15 protein-coding genes and 1 tRNA gene are annotated in these 20,064 nt (G+C 43.1%); 8 read left to right on the top strand and 8 right to left on the bottom strand.

Annotated elements, in window-relative coordinates; translation table 11 throughout:
• Positions 1-17 precede the first annotated feature (17 nt).
• Positions 18-944, bottom strand: a complete 927-nt coding sequence (ttcA, locus tag FTV34_RS05005) for a tRNA 2-thiocytidine(32) synthetase TtcA (protein ID WP_005236792.1) — start codon at positions 942-944, stop codon at positions 18-20.
• Between the two features lie 499 nt (positions 945-1,443).
• On the opposite strand from ttcA, the gene FTV34_RS05000 reads away from it, so the two are divergent.
• Positions 1,444-2,316: a lytic transglycosylase domain-containing protein gene (locus FTV34_RS05000; RefSeq protein ID WP_180069093.1), complete on the top strand. Its 873-nt coding sequence runs from the start codon at positions 1,444-1,446 to the stop codon at positions 2,314-2,316.
• 177 nt (positions 2,317-2,493) lie between these two features.
• Positions 2,494-3,399 carry a protease HtpX gene (gene htpX / locus FTV34_RS04995; protein ID WP_166137792.1) on the top strand — a complete coding sequence of 302 codons (906 nt, stop codon included), beginning with the start codon at positions 2,494-2,496 and terminating at the stop codon, positions 3,397-3,399.
• A gap of 74 nt (positions 3,400-3,473) precedes the next feature.
• Here the strand turns inward: htpX and FTV34_RS04990 are convergent, their stop codons facing one another.
• From FTV34_RS04990 to FTV34_RS04970, 5 genes are all read right to left on the bottom strand, one after another.
• Entirely contained in the window at positions 3,474-4,055 is a 582-nt protein-coding gene (locus FTV34_RS04990; RefSeq protein WP_005236796.1) for a DUF4112 domain-containing protein, read from the bottom strand.
• A gap of 75 nt (positions 4,056-4,130) precedes the next feature.
• The gene (gene mgtE, locus FTV34_RS04985; protein ID WP_180069091.1) at positions 4,131-5,465 is read right to left on the bottom strand and encodes a magnesium transporter; all 1,335 of its coding nucleotides are present in this window, start codon (positions 5,463-5,465) and stop codon (positions 4,131-4,133) included.
• A gap of 41 nt (positions 5,466-5,506) precedes the next feature.
• On the bottom strand, positions 5,507-8,632 hold the full coding sequence (locus FTV34_RS04980) for an efflux RND transporter permease subunit (RefSeq protein WP_180069089.1): 3,126 nt from the start codon (positions 8,630-8,632) through the stop codon (positions 5,507-5,509).
• Positions 8,633-8,804: 172 nt separating this feature from the next.
• Positions 8,805-11,900, bottom strand: coding sequence for a multidrug efflux RND transporter permease subunit (locus tag FTV34_RS04975; RefSeq protein ID WP_180069087.1), 3,096 nt, complete (start codon positions 11,898-11,900; stop codon positions 8,805-8,807).
• A gap of 256 nt (positions 11,901-12,156) precedes the next feature.
• Positions 12,157-13,758, bottom strand: a complete 1,602-nt coding sequence (locus FTV34_RS04970; RefSeq protein ID WP_159123482.1) for an isocitrate lyase — start codon at positions 13,756-13,758, stop codon at positions 12,157-12,159.
• A gap of 680 nt (positions 13,759-14,438) precedes the next feature.
• On the opposite strand from FTV34_RS04970, the gene FTV34_RS04965 reads away from it, so the two are divergent.
• The 3 genes from FTV34_RS04965 to FTV34_RS04955 all read left to right on the top strand — a co-directional run bounded on the left by FTV34_RS04965 (position 14,439) and on the right by FTV34_RS04955 (position 17,216).
• Positions 14,439-15,428 (top strand): LysR family transcriptional regulator, encoded by a 990-nt coding sequence (locus tag FTV34_RS04965; protein ID WP_004784775.1) that lies wholly within the window; start codon positions 14,439-14,441, stop codon positions 15,426-15,428.
• A 131-nt stretch (positions 15,429-15,559) separates the two neighbouring features.
• A complete protein-coding gene (locus tag FTV34_RS04960; RefSeq protein WP_004784777.1) occupies positions 15,560-16,882 on the top strand; it encodes a hemolysin family protein in 1,323 nt (440 codons plus the stop codon).
• Positions 16,883-16,937: 55 nt separating this feature from the next.
• The gene (locus FTV34_RS04955) at positions 16,938-17,216 is read left to right on the top strand and encodes a hypothetical protein (protein ID WP_180069085.1); all 279 of its coding nucleotides are present in this window, start codon (positions 16,938-16,940) and stop codon (positions 17,214-17,216) included.
• Between the two features lie 42 nt (positions 17,217-17,258).
• On the opposite strand, the gene FTV34_RS04950 is transcribed toward FTV34_RS04955, so the two are convergent.
• Entirely contained in the window at positions 17,259-17,765 is a 507-nt protein-coding gene (locus FTV34_RS04950) for a hypothetical protein (RefSeq protein ID WP_004784781.1), read from the bottom strand.
• Positions 17,766-17,933: 168 nt separating this feature from the next.
• Between FTV34_RS04950 and FTV34_RS04945 the strand changes: the two genes are divergently transcribed.
• From FTV34_RS04945 to FTV34_RS04935, 3 genes are all read left to right on the top strand, one after another.
• Complete coding sequence (locus tag FTV34_RS04945; RefSeq protein WP_180069083.1) at positions 17,934-18,662, top strand: hypothetical protein; 729 nt, start codon at positions 17,934-17,936, stop codon at positions 18,660-18,662.
• A 170-nt stretch (positions 18,663-18,832) separates the two neighbouring features.
• Positions 18,833-18,918 (top strand) — tRNA-Leu (locus FTV34_RS04940).
• A 92-nt stretch (positions 18,919-19,010) separates the two neighbouring features.
• Positions 19,011-19,700, top strand: coding sequence for a hypothetical protein (locus FTV34_RS04935; RefSeq protein WP_180069081.1), 690 nt, complete (start codon positions 19,011-19,013; stop codon positions 19,698-19,700).
• 28 nt (positions 19,701-19,728) lie between these two features.
• On the opposite strand, the gene FTV34_RS04930 is transcribed toward FTV34_RS04935, so the two are convergent.
• Positions 19,729-20,043 carry a DUF5713 family protein gene (locus tag FTV34_RS04930; protein WP_125278212.1) on the bottom strand — a complete coding sequence of 105 codons (315 nt, stop codon included), beginning with the start codon at positions 20,041-20,043 and terminating at the stop codon, positions 19,729-19,731.
• Between the last annotated feature and the right edge of the window lie 21 nt (positions 20,044-20,064).

The raw sequence follows: 20,064 nt of genomic DNA, 5'->3' as shown, positions 1-20,064 counted from the left end.
AACTTTATATAGGTCGATTAGTCCGCTGCAAAGCCCAAATTGACCATATTGATGCGGCGGTTCTCACCTTCTACCGCCTCTTCAGTTGAACAGCTGCCTTTGAAATCGAATTCGCGCTGGCTATCCAGAATTTCAAAATCAAATAATTCGCGGTCAACTAACTGAGATGGTGAAACATTTTGCAAGGCACCAAAGATGCTGTGCAGACGTTTTGGATGTGCATTGTCCCATTCACGTAACATGTCATTGATAATGGCACGTTGAAGATTTTCCTGAGAGCCACATAAATTACATGGAATAATTGGAAATTGACGCATCTGTGCATATTTGATGATGTCTTTTTCTTCCACATAGGCCAATGGACGAATCAGGATATTCTTTTTGTCAGAAGACAGCAGTTTTGGCGGCATGGCTTTCAGGCTGCCCCCATGGAACAGGTTCAGGAAGAATGTTGCCAAAATATCATCACGGTGATGACCCAGCGCCACTTTAGTCGCCCCAATTTCCTGAGCAAAACCGTACAAAGAACCACGGCGCAGACGTGAACATACTGCACAGTAAGTCTTACCTTCCGGTGTCAGTTTTTTGGTAATGCTATAGGTATCTTTTTCCAAGATGTAATACGGAATGTTATTTTCTTCTAAATAACGCGGTAATACATCTTCCGGGAAACCGGGCTGTTTCTGGTCCAGGTTAACCGCCACCACATCAAAGTTGATTGGTGCAATGCGTTTAAACTGAAGCAGGATATCAAGCAAGGTATAACTGTCTTTACCACCAGAAATACACACCATGACCTTGTCGCCGTCTTCAATCATCTTGAAGTCGCGAATGGCATGTCCGACCTGGCGGCGAAGCTTCTTCAACAAACGGTAGTAGGCAGAGCTTGTTGGCAGTTCAGGTTTGAAATTAAATCCTTGCTCGGATTCAACTGGCGAGTACATAGACGAGAATAACCCATAAATAGAAATACCGCGCAATTTTAGCTGATTCGGTTCCGTATCGCATCAAAAGAATTTATTTTCATACAAATGCCATATTAGTTTCATTTTCATGTTTTATTTAGATTGATATATTGAACGATTTAGTTCAATTTTTAAGCGAGATGCTTATCTTTTGGACTTTTCCACAGTTGTCCACAAAAGCTGTGGATAACTTTGTGGATTGAAATGGACTTGACAACTTGTTCACCTCAAAATTTAAGGCTTTTCTTTAAATTGATCATTTTTTGATCAATTTATTTTATTATTAAAATCAACAAGTTAAACCTGTCAACCCTAAGGTTTTAAATTAAATAAAAAAAATATTTTAGTGTTCAAAATATTGACAGCTTCCTGTTTACATACTCGTTTATAAATGCAGCGTATAAGGCTGTGCATTACGTAATTTTTTGTTAAACTCATTCATGAATTTTTCTAGCTTATTATTTATCAAATATAAACAATGAAAATAAAGACGTATTTCTTGGGGTGTCAACTGATCGGTAGCTTGGTCATGCTGAGCTGCAGTCATTTGGTGTATGCCGGTGAAACCATCTATCAGTTGCGTGATAAAAACGGCAGTACCTTATTGACCAATAAGAAGAGCCGTTATAATCATCTTCAGGTCGAAAAGAAGACTTATTATCCGGATAGCAATATTCATAGCTATAGTAACTGGGGCAGCAGCGAGTCGTCGGTTTTGCCTAGCTATAGCAAGAATAAGAATGCTTTTGATTCGATCATTCGTCAGGCCGCACAGACTTATGGTGTGTCTGAAGGTTTAATTAAAGCAGTCATGCATACTGAATCCGGCTTTAATACCCATGCCCGCTCCCCTGTGGGTGCTCAGGGCCTGATGCAGCTGATGCCAGCTACAGCACGTCGCTTTAATGTCAGTAATGCTTATGATCCGCATCAGAACATTATGGCAGGCGCCAAATATCTGGCCTGGTTATTAAAGCGTTTTAATGGCAATACCAGCCTGGCACTGGCGGGCTACAATGCCGGTGAAGGTAATGTCAGCAAATATGGTGGAATCCCGCCTTTTCGTGAGACCCAGGATTATGTGCGCCGTGTGACCAGCCGTTATCAAAATCTGTATACTCATGGCCTGAGTGCAAGTACAACCACGTCTAACACACCATCCAGTGAAGGCCGCATCATTGCCAGTTCAGCAAATTACTCCAATGATAGCAGCAGCACTTCGCACATCCAGGCAGCCAAGTATCAGCGTCAGATTATTATGAATGCTGATGGCAGTTATACCGATGCACCGATGGGTTCTTATGCAACGGCAAATGCAACAGCAGCAGCTAAAATTTATTTAAGTGAATAAACAAATCAAAATTATTTGATTCTGAATGGCCTTAGCGAAAATGCAGCAAAAAATAAAGCTGTGTTTTGTGATCCAGGGCCATTTTTTTCTTGAATTTTTAGTCATTTCACCCCATATTGATTTCAATGATTTTCATTTGCTAATCAGATTATTTTTTTATAATAAGAGGATTTCTCAATGATGCGGATTGGTTTGTTCTTGCTAACCAACCTCGCGGTACTGGTTGTAGCTGGCATTATCCTGTCACTCTTCGGTGTCGGTAGTTACCATGGCGCGGGTGGCTTGAATCTAGGCAACCTGTTGGTGATCTGTTTTGTGTTCGGTATGGTGGGATCACTGATTTCCCTGTTCATGTCTAAATGGATGGCGAAAAAAACAACCGGTACTGAACTGATTGACCCAAATGCCCCTCGTAACCAGGCAGAAGCATGGTTATTACAAGAAGTTGCGCAACTTTCTCAGCGCGCTGGCATTAAAATGCCGGAAGTGGGTATTTTCCCATCTTATCAGTCAAATGCCTTTGCAACAGGCTGGAACAAGAACGATGCGCTCGTGTCTGTGTCCACGGGTCTGCTTGAACGCATGAATAAAGACGAACTTCGTGCGGTACTGGCACACGAGATTGGTCACGTTGCCAATGGCGATATGGTGACACTGGCCTTGATCCAAGGTGTAGTCAACGCATTTGTCATGTTCTTTGCCCGTGTAGTTGGCGACTTTGTAGACCGTACGATCTTCGGTCGTGAAGAAGGTGAGGCACCGGGTATTGGCTATTTTGTGATTACCATTGTACTGGATATCGTATTTGGTATTATGGCTTCAGCGATCGTGCTGTGGTTCTCACGCTACCGTGAGTATCGTGCTGATGAAGCAGGTGCACGTTTGGCAGGCAAACAGGCGATGATTTCAGCGTTATTACGTTTACAGGCGGAATCAGAAATGCCGGATACTATGCCGAAAGAAATGAAAGCCTTTGCAATTTCTGCTGGTCAGGAACAAGGTTTTAGTCTGGCGGCACTGTTCCAGACTCACCCAACGATTGAACAACGTGTTGCTGCTTTGCAACAACTCGATTGCCCTTAAGCAACGCATTGATTGCTTGATAGAAAAAAGCCTGCATTTGCAGGCTTTTTTATTAAGTTTAGGTTTATAAACCTTCAGGCTTTAAACCATTGAAAGAGCTGCATTGTGCCCCAGCCAATGGCCATAATTAACAGAATCAAAAAGAAAGTTCCTAAGATATCTGGTAGATGAATCCAGATCCAGGCCACCACAGGATTACGCCAGAAAGCAGATTGCTGTTGTCTGCGTTCCAAACTTTCATGCAGAAATGGATGTACCACATGATGATCGGTACGGATCTGGTATTCGTCCCGGATATGCTGATGCACAATATCCAGTGCCTTACGGCTAGGACGAATAAAAATATCAAATATTGTTCCTGCTACAGGAATAAAGCCGACCACAGCATCCATGACGGCCATTTTCAGGACTGGCTTTAATTTTTCACTTGGCACCCCGATCTGACGGGCTTTATAAATCGCATAACTGGTCAATACAAAACCTGCGATATCTCCAGCTACCGGAATGGTACTCAAAGCAGCATCTGCCCCGACGCCCTGCTTGGTAAATGGAATCCGTACCACCGAATCCATCATATTGGCAAACTTGGCCAGATCCCGCTCCAGACGAATGACATCCTGTTGGCTCAATTTATTTTTTTGTCCGGGATCAGGCATAGGTTCTTCCAGAAATGAAGCTGATGTAATTGAGCATAAAGTATTTTTTCTATTTAAGCTGTAATTGCTAGGTATTTAAAACAATAATTGAGAGGCAATAAACAAGTAAATAATCACCCCAGTGGCATCACAAATCGACGTTACCAGCGGTGCTGATGCACTGGCTGGGTCCATTTTCAGCTTGTTGAGAATAAAGGGTAAACTCATGCCAATCAGACAGCCCATCAGCACAATACCTAACATACTTAAAGCGAGTACAACAGCGACCATCCAGTCGCCTCGAATATAACCCAGAATTGATACTGCAATGGCCATCGTTCCACCCAGACATAAAGCAACCAGGGATTCACGACCAAGCAGGCTAAACCAGTCCTTAAACTGCACATCACCTGTTGCCAAGGCACGCACCATCAAGGTGGCAGATTGCGAACCAGCATTCCCGCCACTTCCCACCAATAATGGCAAGAAAAATACCAGCACAATATGGGTGGAAATAATATCTTCAAAATGAGCAATCCCGATTCCGGAGAGCAGACTGCCAAACACCAGAATGACCAGCCAGAATACCCGTTTTTGATACAATCTGAGAATCGGTGCGGTTTTCAGACTCAGTTCATTCAAAGGCGTCACTGCACCGGATTTTAAAATATCCTCGGTGCTTTCTGCCTCTGCAATATCCATGGCATCATCATAAGTAATAATTCCGACCAGCTTTTGAGTCGCGTCGACCACAGGCAAGGCAATAAAATCATAATAAGCCAAGGTACGGGCGACCTGCTCCTGATCCTCATCCACAGTGGCATAGACTACATCTGTGGTCATGACCTCATTAATGGTGGCATCCGGCCGTGCTTGAATAATTTGTCGCAAGGAAATTACGCCGAGCAGATGCTGTTTTTCATCGACAATATAGATCAGATATAAGGTGTCATGATTCCCCGCAATATCACGTAGCGTTTCAATCGCTTCAGTCATGCTCAACTCGGGAGCAAGCGTGGCGAAGTCCGAACTCATTAATGCACCGGCTGTTTCTTCCGGATAAGCATGCAGCTCTCGCAGGGTTTGTAGCGACTGGGTAGATAATTTGCCAAGTAACTGCTGCTGCACTTCACAGGGCATCTGCTTGTATAAATCAATGAAGTCATCGGAATGCATGGCATCCATCAGACTGGCCAGTTGCTCCAGAGGAAATTGATAGGCCAGCTGGATTTGCATGGCCAGTGGTAAGTACTCCAGTACTTCTGCCTGACGTTCCAGCTGCTTGAAATGGTGACAGCGTTCTGCTGGTCCAAGCTCAGACAAAATTCTGGCCTGATCGGCAATATTTAGCTTTTGTAGAAGCTGATGAATATTATTTTCCCCTGTCAGCAGAGTCTCATGAAGTTGCTGTATTTTTTCTTGGTGCTGCATTTCCCTACCATCATTCCATGCAGGTATGAAACATACCCGCCCTAGAGTGAGTATTCCTCATTTTCCTGATTGATTTGTATAACTTTATTTGTTGCTTTGACACGAAACAGGTTTCGGATTAACACATACATAAACGGGATAAAGAATAATACCAAAATAGTTGCAAAAATGACCCCGCCCAAAACGCTGGCACCAATTTCCTGACGGCTGATCGCACTGACCCCAGAAGCAAAAATCAAAGGAATCACTCCCGCAGCAAAAGCAATAGAAGTCATGAGAATCGGCCGTAAGCGCAAACTTGCTCCTTCTAAGGCTGCAGCTATAGCTGTTTTTCCTGCTTTCTCTGCCTGTGCAGCAAACTCCACAATCAGAATGGCATTTTTACAGGACAGACCAATCGTCGTCAGCAAGGCAATATGAAAAAAGATGTCATTGGCGAAACCAAAGACCCAGCAAAATAAGATACTGCCGCCTACGCCCAATGGAATGGCACTGATCACGGCCGCAGGAATGGTCCAACTTTCATATAAAGCGGTTAAACACAGGAAAATAAAGGCAATCGAAATCACATAAAGAAAAATCGCCTGACCGCTGCTACGCTTTTCTTCCAATGCAGCTCCGCTCCAGGCCAGATTCACGCCTTCCTGAGTATCTACCAATGTTTCAACATCCTGCATGGTCTGACTGGAAAACTTGTCCTTTGGAATCCCGGCATAGACTGGAACAGCGTTATAGCCCATATAGCGGTTAATACTGTTCGGCCCGCCCTGCCAATTCAGACTGCTAAACTGGTTAAATGACAGCATTTCACCTTTTTGATTGCGTACATGCCAGAAGGCCAGATCTTCAGGTTTGGAACGGTATTCTGCTTCACCCTGCATAATCACACGCTTAATCTGTCCGCGATCAATAAAGTCATTGATATAAGTTCCACCCCATGCTGCAGCCAAAGTACTGTTTACATTTTGCTGAGGAATGGAATGCTTTAACACACGTTCTGCATCAAGTTTGATATTCAGCTCAGCGCTTTCTTTAGGTTGATCCAGCTGTAAAAATTCAATCGATGATTTGCCTTGGGCACGCGCTTCAATCTGGCCAAATGCCTCCTGTAAAAATTCAGCTCCTTTATAATTCAGGTCTTGCAACCAGAAATCGACCACACGACCATTACTCGACATGGAAGGTGCCATAAAGAAAATTTGGGCATTGGCATGATTGGCAAAGTGTTTCTGTGCTCGATCGACAATGGCAAAGACCGAATCTTCAGGATTTTTGCGCTCAGCCCAGTCTTTTAATACCACAAAGAGCTGCCCACGATACGGACCTACACCGACATTGTTGCCGCTATACCAGACACCTAAACTCTGAATGCGTTCCGATTCGTGTTTCATTAAATAGTCTTGTACTTCACGCCCGACTTTTTCGACTTCTGTACGCGGTGCATTGCCAGGCATGACAATCTGCCCCATAACAAAGCCCATGTCTTCGGTGGGCATCAAACCTTCCGGCAAATGCTTATATACCCAGCCGAAGCCCATTATGCACACACCAAACAGTGCCAACATCATGAATTTCAATCGCATACTCCGAGCTGAAACTTTTTGGTAACCGGCATTGAGCTGATCCATGCCATGGTTAAAGCACTGCGCCCAGCGAGCCTGATGATGTTTGCGTTTGAGGAGTTGTGCCGCAAATGTTGGAGTAATGATTAAGGCCACGAATAAAGACAGGAACATCGCTACCACCAAAGTGATGGAAAATTGACGATAAATCACCCCAGTGATGCTGCCAAAGAAAGCCATCGGGATAAATACTGCGGTAAGTACTAGCGTAATACCGACCAGTGCTCCGCTCATTTCCTGCATGGATTTTAAGGCAGCCGCTTTGGCATCCAGATATTCTTCCTGCATCAGGCGTTCAATATTTTCCACCACTACAATGGCATCATCGACTAGCAGACCGATGGCTAAAATCAGGGCAAATAAGGTAAAACTATTCAGAGTCATATCCAAGACATACAGCACTGCAAAGGTCGCTAAAACCACAATCGGAATCGTAACGGCCGGAATAATCGTGGCACGCCAGTTTTGCAGGAAGATAAACATCACCACAATGACCAGAATAATGGCTTCAACCAGAGTTTTAGCTACCTGTTCAATTGAGCTGGTAATAAATGGAGTTTTGTCCATGGTCATTTGCAACTGGTAGTGCGGTGGCAAATTGGCCTGAGCGTTTTTTAATACGTCTTGAATCTGTTTGGACACGGCAATAGCATTACTCCGCGGCGCCAAAGTAATCGATAAAGCTGAAGAGAGCTGTCCGTTGGTATAGTTAATGTGGTTATAACTTTCTGCACCTAGTTCTACCCGTGCCACATCTTTTAAATACAGCAATGAACCGGAATCTGTGGTTTTAACGATGATATTTTCAAATTCTTTCACACTGCTTAAATGTGAACCGGCACTGACCTTGGCATTGAGATATTGATCCTGCATGGTTGGCAAACCACCAATTGCGCCTGAAGCCAGTGGCGCGTTTTGAGTTTCAATGGCATTACGGATATCGCTTGGCATCAGGTTAAACTGGTGCAACTTATGCGGATTTAGCCAAATCCGCATGGCATAACCTGCACCGTACAGGTCAATTTCCCCTACACCTTCAATACGTGACAAACGCGGTTCGACGTGGACCATCAAATAATCTGAAAGTTCGGTAACACTACTCTGTCCACTCTCATCATATAAACTTAATAGTGCAAACTGGTCATACCCTGATTTATAAACATTGACTCCGCCCTGCTGCGTCTCTTCAGGTAAACGGCTCAATACACCATTCACGGCGTTTTGAACCTGTAACTGGGCTTGATCAAGATCGACTCCTGGCTCAAATTGCAGCGTAAGTTGGGCCCGTCCCACCGAACTGCTGGAGTGAAAAGTTTCCAGACCTGCAATGCCTTTTACCGCCTGTTCCAGAATCTGGGTCACCGATTGCTCAACTGTTTCAGCCGATGCACCACGATAACCTGCGGAAACGCCTAAAGCTGGCGTATCCATATTTGGCATATGTTCAATGGGAATTTTTTGAAGTGCAAATACCCCAAGGGCCATCATTAAAATTGCAATGACCGCTGCAAACTTGGGACGATAAATAAAAAAGCGCGACAACATAAATCAGAAATCCCCATCAAATGCATCTTTAGGATGCACACGCCATGAATAGATGATTTCTATAGCAATTTTCACACCATGCTTAAATTTAAGCCAATCTTTACCTTTTTATTTCCGATAAAAAAATCCCCGTTATAACGGGGATTTTAGAATGCTATATTCTCAATTGATATTATGTATGTGATTTCTTCATCGTCATTTGGCGAATTAAAACGTACATAAATGGAATAAAAATTAGCACCAGTATCGTTCCAAAGATCACTCCACCAAAAACACTGATTCCAATCTCACGACGACTGGCTGCACCTGCACCAAAAGCAAAGACCAGTGGCAGAATGCCAGCACCAAAGGCCAGAGATGTCATCAGGATTGGGCGCAAGCGCAGTGAAGCACCTTCAAGTGCAGCTTCAACTACCGATTTACCTTTTTCCTGAGCCAATGCCGCAAACTCTACGATTAAAATTGCATTCTTACAGGACAGACCAATCGTGGTCAGCAAAGCAATCTGGAAGTAAATATCATTCGGAAAATCTGCCAGAAAACTAAAAATGATATTCCCACCAATCCCTAGAGGAATAGCGGACATGACCGCAGTCGGAATCGTCCAGCTTTCATATAAAGCGGCCAGGCACAGGAAAATGAAACCAATCGACACCAGATATAACCAGATTGCCTGATTACTGGATTGTTTTTCCTCAAAGGATAAACCGCTCCAGACCACGTCAATGCCATCCTGTTCTGCCACCAGATTTTCAGCATCTTGCATCGCTTCACCAGAACTGGAACCTTTGACCATATCCGCTTGCATTTGCAGCGAGGTATAGCCCATAAAACGGTTGACTACCTCAGGACCACCACTCCAGTCCACCTGAGCGAAATTACTGAAAGGCACCATCTCGTTCAGGTCATTACGTACATGCCATTGCGCCAGATCTTCAGGTTTGGAACGGAATTCTGCATCGCCCTGCATAATCACCCGTTTAATCCGGCCACGATCAATAAAGTCATTAATATAATTACCCCCCCAGGCCGCTGAAAGCGTACTGTTGATTGCGGATTGACTCAGACCATTGGCCATAGCCTGTTTCTGGTCAATATTGACTTTCAGTTCGGCTTTTTCCGGATTGGAACGCTTATCCAGATTTTCAAAGCTACTATATTGAGCTGCTCCAGCCTGCATATTCTGGAACTGCTCTTCCAGATACTGACGGCCATTACCGTTAATATCACGAATCCAGAAATCCAGGCCGTCGGTTTGCCCTAAACCATTCACTGAAGCCGGCATGCTGATATTGACTTGAGCATCGCGGTTACTGCGAAAATGCTTCATAGCACGTTCACGAATCGCTTGCGCGGTATTTTCTTCTCCAGCACGGTCATCCCAATGCTTCAAGGCAACAAAACCGGTCGCCAGGTTCTGACCGGTACCTGAGAAGTTACGGCCATAACGTAGCATGACCAAGTCGATATTGTCCTTTTCTTCTTCCAGAAAATACTGACGAATCTGCTCACCGACCTGAATGGTGTTTTTCATTGGCGCGCCTTCCTGCAGCCGGATTTGCAGATTCAGAATACCCTGGTCTTCACTCGGCAAAAAGCTGGTGGGTAAGGCGCGATAAAATAAAGCAAATACGCAGAGCAATCCGGCAAACAGCACCAGACTAATGGCCTTATGTTGTAGAGTGACATTAGAAACTTTCAGATAACGATGCTTCAAACCATCCAGTTTCTGGTTAAACCAACTCGCCCACTTGGCAGGTTTTGGATTTGGTTTTAGAATCAGCGCACAAAGTGCAGGTGTCAGAATCAGTGCGACCATCAGCGACAGAGACATCGCTGCCACGAGCGTAATCGAGAACTGACGATAGATCACCCCGGTTGAGCCACCAAAAAATGCCATGGGAATAAAGACCGCGGTTAAAACCAGGGTAATCCCGATCAGTGCGCCGCTGATTTCCTGCATGGATTCCAGCGCTGCTTCTTTGGCTGTAAGCTGCTGCTCATGCATCAGACGTTCAACGTTCTCTACCACCACAATGGCATCATCGACCAGCAAGCCAATGGCCAGTACTAAGGCAAACAAAGTCAGCGTATTAATACTCAGTCCCAAAACATAAAGTACTGCCATGGTTCCGAGTAAAACTACAGGCACAGTTACAGTCGGAATTAAGGTGGCACGCCAGTTTTGCAGGAAGATAAACATCACGATGACGACCAGAATGACCGCCTCGAATAAAGTTTTAACGACTTCTTTAATCGATTCTTTAACAAACGGTGTATTGTCACGCGGATAGGCAATTTTATAGCCTTCCGGCAACTGCTGGGAGAGTCGCTCGATTTCAGCCTTGATCAGACTCGACGTCGCAATTGCATTGGCACCGGAGGCCAGTGAAATGCCCAGACCGGCAGAAGGATAGCCGTTGGTGGTGCTATATGACTGATAATTTTCCGCACCCAATTCAACCCGTGCAACATCTTTTAAGTAGATAAAGCTACCATCCCGGGCAGACTTCACAATAATATTTTCAAATTCTTCGACTGTTTTTAAACGGCTGCCTGATGTGACTTTGGCATTCAGATACTGATCATCGACTGTCGGCAAGTCACCAATTGCGCCGGCTGCCACTTGAGTATTTTGTGATTCAATCGCTGCCCGCACATCACTTGGCATCAGGTTATATTGTTTCAATTTTGCTGGATTCAGCCAGATGCGCATCGCGAACTGTGAACCAAAAACATCCACTTCCCCAATGCCATCAATTCGGGAAATATCCTGTTCCAGATGCGTGGTCAAATAATCAGACAGTTCAATATTGCTGCTACGCCGTGACTCATCATACAAACCGATGACCATATGGGTATCGCCAAGAGATTTGAAGACATTCACGCCCTGTCGCTGGACATCATCTGGCAAACGATTGAGAACCCCGTTAATCGCATTTTGAACCTGTACTTGTGCTGTATCTGGATCGGTACCATTTTCAAAACTGATGCTGATCCGGCTTCGACCTGAGGAATCACTGCTTGAGCTGAAATACAGCAAGCGGTCGATACCTTTAATTTGCTGTTCCAGCACCTGGGTCACGCTTTCTTCTACTGTTTCTGCAGAAGCACCGCTATAGGTTGTTGCCACAGTAATACGAGGCGGTGCAATATCCGGATAACGTTCAACAGGTAAATTCATCACCGCAAAAAGTCCAATGGCCATGACTACAATGGCCAGCACACCTGCAAAAATAGGACGATGAATGAAAAACTTAGACAGCATAAGTCTGAATCACTTTGAATTTAATGAATTATGGAAGACGTTGCATTATTGAGTCAGCTTAAGGATATTCAGGCAGTGGCCTAGAGAATGCAAGGCTTGATCACAGAAAAATATGTATAAAATTGAATCATGAAGAAAATATGAAGATTTTGCCTTTCATCTAGCTATTTCAACAATTTATAAGGTTATTATTTTTATTTTAGGCATAAAAAAACCCTGCTTGCGCAGGGTTTTTTTAGAATCGATTCAGAGCTGATTAAGCAGAGAATTGGTTCATTGTGTTTTTCGCATCGTCACCCGCTTTAAGCGCGTTGTCACCAGCGAAGATTTCTTTGTGGTCATCACCGATGTCAGAACCAGCCATTGCTTGGTGTTTCACACAAGCGATACCGCCACGGATTTCTTTACGTTGTACGCCAGCAACATACGCCAACATACCTTCAGAACCGAAGTAACCTTGAGCAAGCTCGTGAGTAGAAAGAGCAGCTGTGTGGTAAGTAGGCAGAGTGATCAAGTGGTGGAACACGCCTGCTTCACGAGAAGCATCTGCTTGGAATGTACGTACTTTTTCGTCAGCTTCAGCAGCCAATTCAGAATCGTCGTACTCAGCGCTCATCAGTTTAGCACGGTCGTATGCAGATACGTCTTTACCTTCAGCAACCCAACGGTCATACGCTTGTTGACGGAAGTTCAGTGTCCAGTTGAATGATGGAGAGTTGTTGTAAACAAGTTTCGCATTTGGCACAACTTCACGTACACGGTTAACCATGTGAGCGATTTCAGCTACGTTTGGAGTCGCAGTTTCGATCCAAAGAAGGTCAGCACCGTTTTGTAAGCTAGTGATACAGTCAAGTACAACGCGGTCGATCTGAGTGCCTTCACGGAACTGGTACAAGCCAGAAGCAAGACGTTTAGGACGGTGAAGTTTACCATCACGTTTGATCAGGATTTCGTCTTCTTGCGCTTCAGAGATGTCAATTTCTTGAGTGTCTAAGTAGCTGATGTATTGAGAAGCGATGTCGCCTGGCTCTTTAACCACTGGGATTTTTTGAGTCAAGTCAGCGCCTTCAGAGTCAGTACGTGCAACGATGATACCGTCGTCAAGACCCATTTCAAGGAATGCATAGCGAAGAGCGTGGATTTTCGCGATGAAGTCTTCGTGTGGAACTGTTACTTTACCAGCTTGGTGACCACATTGTTTCGCGTCAGAAACCTGGTTTTCGATTTGAAGTGCACAAGCACCCGCTTCGATCATTTTCTTAGCTAGTAAGTAAGTCGCTTCTTCGTTACCGAAACCAGCGTCGATGTCCGCAATGATTGGCACAACGTGAGTTTGGAAGTTGTCGATTTGTGAAGTGATTTCAGCAGCTTTAGCTGTATCACCAGCGTCTTGAGCTTTTTTAAGTGCGCGGAACAGGTCGTTCAGTTCTTTCGCATCAGCTTGACGTAAGAATGTGTAGATTTCTTCGATCAATGCAGGAACAGAAGTTTTTTCGTGCATAGATTGGTCAGGAAGAGGACCGAATTCTGAACGAAGTGCAGCAACCATCCAGCCAGAAAGGTAGATATAGCGACGTTCAGTTGTACCGAAGTATTTTTTGTTCGCAATCATTTTTTGCTGAGCGATGAAACCGTGCCAGCAGCCTAGTGATTGAGTGTATTTGCTAGAGTCTGCATCATAAGCAGCCATATCACGACGCATAATCGCCGCTGTATATTTAGCAATGTCTAAACCAGTTTTGAAACGGTTTTGAAGTTGCATACGCGCAGCATCTTCAGGACTGATGTCTGCCCAAGTGTTACCGAATTTCGCTTTTAATTCGCGGATTGCATCAATCGCTGTTTGGTATGTAGTCATGATATATTCCTGTATTAATATTAGGATTTTTCTGCAACGAACCGCTCAAATCACACCCTCAATGACTTGTTCAGATTTTCGACGATCCGTTGGGATAGCTAAAGATTAGTGGGCTTCGAAAAATTAATCCAATATTCTGCAAGAATTATCATTATTTATTTAAAAAATATGTAGATGAAAGTCTAATTATATATTGATCAATATTTTATAAGTTATTGTATTTTATATTTTATTTTTGAATTTTTAAAATTGGATTTTGCCTAAAACATCAGCAATAAGGGCAAAAAATATTCATTAGACTTAAGTCTTGCAAGACTTTAGCAGCGCTTAATTTCAGCAACTTTTGTCTACTTTATAAGCCTTAAAACCTGGAATACTTATTTCGAAGGAATTATTTTTCATTTATTTGTTGAAATATTTTTGATCAAATCTGGCACATTATTTGCTAATTCCCTCTGTTTTTCAGAAATGCCTTTCTTTCGTTTAGGATGCAGCCACATTTCCTTTCTGCTCTTAAAAATAGAGAATGATTCAGGCTGGTAAAATCTGCGGTGAAAGAGACTCTAAAAAGGTATTTCAGTACAATCAGCTGGGCTTTTTTTCATCAGTTGCGTACACAAGCTATAGTAGTTATGGCATAATCCATATAATTTCATAATTTTATTTTCGGTATTTTTTTTATGAATCTGGAGCGGGTCGATCTTAATCTCCTCATTTATCTTGACGTACTTCTACGTGAAAAAAATGTCACGCGTGCTGCAGAACAACTTGGGGTAACCCAGCCTGCGATGAGTAACATTTTACGTCGCTTACGAAATTTATTTAATGATCCCCTCCTGATTCGCTCTTCTGAAGGTATGACCCCAACAGAACGTGCACTAGAACTCCAACCTCGTATCCGCGATGCCTTAGCGGATCTTTCCATGATTCTGGAACCGCGTACTGAATTCCGTCCTTATACTTCAAACCGTGTCTTCCGCATCATGACTTCAGATTATGCTGAAGCCACGCTGGTACCACGCCTGGTGAAAGCATTGCGTTCAGAAGCACCGAATGTGGTGCTCGACTTCTTAACGCCAAGTGATGTGTCCTATCGTGACATGGAACAAGGTAAAGTTGATCTGGCGATTAACCGTTTTAATGAAATTCCGCAAAGCTTCCATCAGGTACTGGTTTGGCGCGATAGTTTTTCTTGCCTGTTAAATAACAAGCATCCAGCTGCGGGCAACCTGAATCTGAAAAGCTATCTCGATGCACAGCATATCTGGGTATCGAAAACCGGTATGGGCGTTGGCTTTGGGGTGAATCCTGAGAAGCAGGCGGGTCTCGGCTGGATTGATCAGGCGCTTGAGCGTATTGGCCAAAAACGTAAGATTTCGGTATTTACCCGTCATTATCAGATGCCCGGTCTTCTGGCTGCCAATGTAGATCTTGTCGCAACACTACCGACCCGTATTGCACGTCTGCAAGCCAAAAACCAGAACTTACTCATTAAAGATCCACCATTCTATATTCCTGAGTTTGAATTGAAGATGGCGTGGTGTCCTTTATTGCATCATCATCCCGCCCATCGCTGGTTACGTCAGCTAATTCTGTATGTAGCGCGTCAGATGATCGAAGAAGAAAATCGTGAATTTTTAATGAATAATTCGCAATTTTCGCATTATTAAATTGAATATTAGCTAAATTGCTCATTTTTAAGCTTATACTCTAGAGACTTGAGTTGCTTTATTTGTACCTCAAGTCTTTTTTTGTGTTAAAAATATTTTTAGCTAGATCATATTAATCCACAGGTGGATTCGTGAGCCTCTTTCAAAACATCGTGATTATCTTATTACTCATCGCGGGGGCCGGTTTTTTATCATTAACAGAAATCGCGCTTGCAGGTGCCCGTAAGGTCAAATTAAAAATTTTGGCTGAATCGGGAGATATTCGCGCTCAAAAAGTTTTAGATTTACAAGAAAACTCTGCTGACTTTTTTGCAGCTTCCCAAATTGGTTTAAACGCCGTTGCCATTTTAGGCGGTATTTTAGGTGAAGGCGCCTTCCGCCCTTATATCATCAATTTACTTTCCAGATTTTATCAAGGTCCCTGGACTGAAACGATTGCGTTCAGCCTGTCCTTCACTGCAGTTACTTCATTATTTATTCTGTTTGCGGACTTGATGCCGAAACGTCTGGCCATGATCGCTCCAGAAAAAATTTCTGTCTCGGTGATTAATCCAATTCAGGTATTTATCAAAATCTGTAAACCACTGGCCTGGTTCATCAATGCCATTGCGAACCTGTTGTTCCGCTTATTTAAAGTGAATACCATCCGAGACGACAATATTACCTTTGCGGATATTTCTGCGGTAATGGATGCGGGTGCTCAGGCAGGTGTGTTACAGAAACAGGAACATCACTTTATTGAGAATGTGTTTGAGCTTGAAGAACGTAATGTTCCTTCCAGTATGACGACTCGCGAAAATGTGGTGTTCTTTACCTTGAAAGAATCAGAAGCCAGTATTCGTCAAAAACTGGCTGAATTTCCTTATTCCAAGTTTTTGGTCTGTAATGAAAATATCGACGATGTGATTGGATATGTCGACTCCAAAGATATTCTGGTTCGTATTCTGAATAATCAGTCTTTACTTCAGTTAAATGAAAATACCATCCGTACGGTTCTAACCATTCCAGATACACTGACTCTATCTGAATTACTGGATCGCTTCCGTTCAACCAAGGAAAAGTTCGCCGTCGTTATTAATGAATATGCCTTGGTCGTAGGTGTGATTACCCTTTCCGACATTATGATTACCGTGATGGGCGACTGGGTTACTCCCCTGGAAGAAGACCAGCAGATCATTAAGCGTGACAGCAATTCATGGCTGATTGATGGCAGTACGCCTATTGAAGACATCAAACATGCGCTGGAAATTGATGAAATGCCAGATGAAGAGAATTATGAAACTCTGGCTGGTTTTATGATGTTCAAGCTGCGCAAGATTCCACGTCCTGCAGATATTGTGCTACATGCGGGTTATAAGTTTGAAGTTGTCGATGTTGATCATTTCAAGATTGACCAGTTACTGGTTACACGTATGCTAGAAGTGAAAAAGCCACCGACAGAAGAATCAGAATAATCTGGTTCTTCTTCAATTTTTTTAAAAATCGAAAAACAATAATAATGAGACTTTTATGAATATTGCTGCGCTACTCGCCTGTCTGAGTTTTTATTCGGCCTTATATTTAATCTATTTCTTCTTTATGCAAGATCAACAGCCTATATTTCTGATCCTAGCAATTGTGCTCATTTTACTTTCAATCTGGCTGACTCCCTATCCTTTTGAGCGGCGTCGGCAAGGGTTTGATTCGACTTTAAGAATAGGCGAATATTTTTATTATCCGCTCATCACCTGGTGGCGGCTGTTTATGCTTCCTGTGCGCTGGCTGCTTTCCCTATTTTATTCTCATTAAAAAAGCACCCGAAGGTGCTTTTTTACATTCATTCAATTCAGCTTAAATTTTTGATAGAAGTGCTTCAAGGACTGCCTGATAATGGATCTGGATATCTTCCTGCAAGATTTTGTAGGCATTATCAAATTGCACCATTGGCCAGCCTTCTTTCCAGAATGGGAAAATATTATGCAGGTCATGAGTGACGACTGCATCTTCACGCAGAATGGCCTGCGCAATCTGTGCCAGCACAAAGGCAGTTTCCGCGCCATCAATTGCCAGGTAATCAATACCACGCGCTTTTAAAATACGGATACGGTCTTTCTTATAGCGGATTTTTTTGATTTGTGCTTCATTCAGATTGAGAGCAAGAGAAACTGCTTCAACAAATTTTTCTTCAAATGACTGATTCAATACAACCAGCGCCTGTTTATGCGCTTCCTGACGACCCGCTTTACCACCCTGACGAATGACTTCTTTTGCTTCCGTATCTAGCTCATCATTCTTCATGGTTTGAAGGATGTCTAAAATTTCGATGTCGCTTAGCGTCGCAGGAGATTGATCAGTCATAAACTGTCCCTAAAAAATAAATATGCAATGGACTATTTTCGCATAAATCCTTACTAAAAAATTAAAATCTTTAGCTTCAACTCTAATAATTGCAAAATCCGGGTCATCTCTATCATTCTGGCGTAAATTGGCTATAGTAGGCGGCAAGTTTCTTATTTACTTTTTATTATGCAAACCAAACAGATTGATCTTTTATTGCAGCAACTTAAACTGCTTTATCCGGCTGCCTTCAAAAGAAATTATCTGTTTTATGGCCAGATCAAGACCAAGGGTATTTTAAGTGATCTCAAGGAACTGATTCCCTGGGTGCTGGCTGCCATGATCTTTGTACCGATTAGTCTGGTTCTCAAAGATGTTTATTCCTCTAAGCTATCAACTGCCCAAGACTTTCAGGCGCAAGCTTATGCAATTCTGACTATTCTGCTATTTCTGATGCTGGTGCTTCCACTGGTGATCAAGCAGATCCGGCATTCTTCCCATTCCCTCTATCAGTTTTTAAGACATACACCGATTAAACTCACTGTAGTCATTGTGCTGGAAGCGCTGAATCTGGTTTTTCTACAAAGCAGTATGACCATGTGGATTCTATTCTTTTTCGGGATCAGTTTTGGTTTTGTACGGTTCTATAAAGAAAATATGTTCCGCCCTGCTACCAATAGCACTGAACAATATCAACTGCAGCAGTTACGTCGCATCTGTTTCTGGGCTTATCAACAAACCTGGAAACTACGTCTGAAATTATTTTTTCATTCCAAGCCGACCTCCCCAAATGAAGAATTGAAAAATCAGCTTCAGCACTATGCGGATTTACATACCCGCTTGTTTAAACTGGAACATGAGCAGTGCAAGAAGATTAAATACATCGATATCGATACTTATCTGGACGAGCACCTGTAAATGTTTTATGAATCACGGCCTGAAATAGAAAATTACATGACTTCTCACGCTTATCATCTAGCACTATGGATTTAATTTTTTAATTTAAACTACTGAATTGCTTGAAAATAAAGCAAACGTATTGAAATTTACTTGCCAAGCTTTATTTCGTCCTCTATTATTGCGCACATGCCCGAGTGGTGAAATCGGTAGACACAGGGGATTTAAAATCCCCCGCCCACAAAGCGTGCCAGTTCGAGTCTGGCCTCGGGCACCATTTTAATTCTGATTAGAATGGTGCAATGAAAATCTCCAGCATTCAGCTGGTTTTTTTATGCGTGATTATCACCAATAGAATGTGCCCTTCCCATGTCTGCATCCCGTTCTTTTGATCTAGCCAGATTGCAATTACGCCATCCTGATGCATTCTTTTGCAGCCTCAGCTATGGCCGTTATAAATATTTGAACCAGACCACTGATCTCTATCTGTATTTACGTATTGGTATTCTGATCATGATCACAGGATTTTGTTGCCTGTGCTTTTCACTGCCGTTTTATCCTGACTTTGTCACTTCAAAATATCAGGCGCTCAGTGCAGGTACTATTGTCATGATCGGCATGCTCTATCCTTATATCTGGCGTGCCCAGTTTCAGGCGAAATACAGTTCTGCCCGCTATGCCAAGCGTTTGCAACTCTGCCTGTATATGCAAACCCTGATTGCGATTCTGTCATTTATAAATTATCAGTATTTTCACTCAGCAATTATTACCTTGCCTTGCTTGGCCCTGCTTGCTTTCAGTAGCCTCGTACCGGTTTTAGTTGAGCCCTGCTTTAGAGTTTCGACTCGCAGCACCCTATTGGTACGTTTGCAGAAAATCCGTCAGCTGGCTTACTGGTCTTATCAGCAATCGCAAAGCAAAGAGCCGGAACCGGTGCCTTATCAAAAAGATTTAAAACAGTATTATCTGGATTTACATCATAGCTGCATGCTGGAAGAACAGAAACTACTGGATGAAATTCATTATAAAAATTTAAAAGACGTATTTTCAGATCATTAAAAAAAGCCCTGTTTAACAGGGCTTTTTTTTACCATTCGCGGTTAACGACCAGTTCTTCCATTTCAATATCAAACAGACCCTGTTCTTGCACGACCATCATCATGGCCTCGGCAATATAGTCTGCGGCAGTATCATCCAGAGACGAATCCAGATCTTCAAACTGCGGCTTCATGGCATTGATGTCTGCCACAGTCTCATGCGCTAGCTGGTACACGTCCTGATCTGATAAACCGGATTTAGATACTTTTGAAGCAAAACGTTCGATGTGTTGCTTGATTTCTGCAACCAGAATATCGGGATAATATTCATCATCGAACATGGGGAGAAGTAAATCTGCAAACATTACAGGCACTCTAAAAGATGA

Source organism: Acinetobacter sp. YH16038, from assembly GCF_013417275.1.
In the GTDB taxonomy this organism is placed as follows: domain Bacteria; phylum Pseudomonadota; class Gammaproteobacteria; order Pseudomonadales; family Moraxellaceae; genus Acinetobacter.
Note: the sequence above shows the minus strand (reverse complement) of the source record. Positions and strands in the feature narration are given on the sequence as shown.

What these genes read in the sequence shown, in the direction of transcription:
- ttcA (WP_005236792.1), bottom strand. Translation starts at nt 944, where the DNA reads ATGTACTCGCCAGTTGAATCCGAGCAAGGATTTAATTTCAAACCTGAA.
- FTV34_RS05000 (WP_180069093.1), top strand. Translation starts at nt 1,444, where the DNA reads ATGAAAATAAAGACGTATTTCTTGGGGTGTCAACTGATCGGTAGCTTG.
- htpX (WP_166137792.1), top strand. Translation starts at nt 2,494, where the DNA reads ATGATGCGGATTGGTTTGTTCTTGCTAACCAACCTCGCGGTACTGGTT.
- FTV34_RS04990 (WP_005236796.1), bottom strand. Translation starts at nt 4,055, where the DNA reads ATGCCTGATCCCGGACAAAAAAATAAATTGAGCCAACAGGATGTCATT.
- mgtE (WP_180069091.1), bottom strand. Translation starts at nt 5,465, where the DNA reads ATGCAGCACCAAGAAAAAATACAGCAACTTCATGAGACTCTGCTGACA.
- FTV34_RS04980 (WP_180069089.1), bottom strand. Translation starts at nt 8,632, where the DNA reads ATGTTGTCGCGCTTTTTTATTTATCGTCCCAAGTTTGCAGCGGTCATT.
- FTV34_RS04975 (WP_180069087.1), bottom strand. Translation starts at nt 11,900, where the DNA reads ATGCTGTCTAAGTTTTTCATTCATCGTCCTATTTTTGCAGGTGTGCTG.
- FTV34_RS04970 (WP_159123482.1), bottom strand. Translation starts at nt 13,758, where the DNA reads ATGACTACATACCAAACAGCGATTGATGCAATCCGCGAATTAAAAGCG.
- FTV34_RS04965 (WP_004784775.1), top strand. Translation starts at nt 14,439, where the DNA reads ATGAATCTGGAGCGGGTCGATCTTAATCTCCTCATTTATCTTGACGTA.
- FTV34_RS04955 (WP_180069085.1), top strand. Translation starts at nt 16,938, where the DNA reads ATGAATATTGCTGCGCTACTCGCCTGTCTGAGTTTTTATTCGGCCTTA.
- FTV34_RS04950 (WP_004784781.1), bottom strand. Translation starts at nt 17,765, where the DNA reads ATGACTGATCAATCTCCTGCGACGCTAAGCGACATCGAAATTTTAGAC.
- FTV34_RS04945 (WP_180069083.1), top strand. Translation starts at nt 17,934, where the DNA reads ATGCAAACCAAACAGATTGATCTTTTATTGCAGCAACTTAAACTGCTT.
- FTV34_RS04935 (WP_180069081.1), top strand. Translation starts at nt 19,011, where the DNA reads ATGTCTGCATCCCGTTCTTTTGATCTAGCCAGATTGCAATTACGCCAT.
- FTV34_RS04930 (WP_125278212.1), bottom strand. Translation starts at nt 20,043, where the DNA reads ATGTTTGCAGATTTACTTCTCCCCATGTTCGATGATGAATATTATCCC.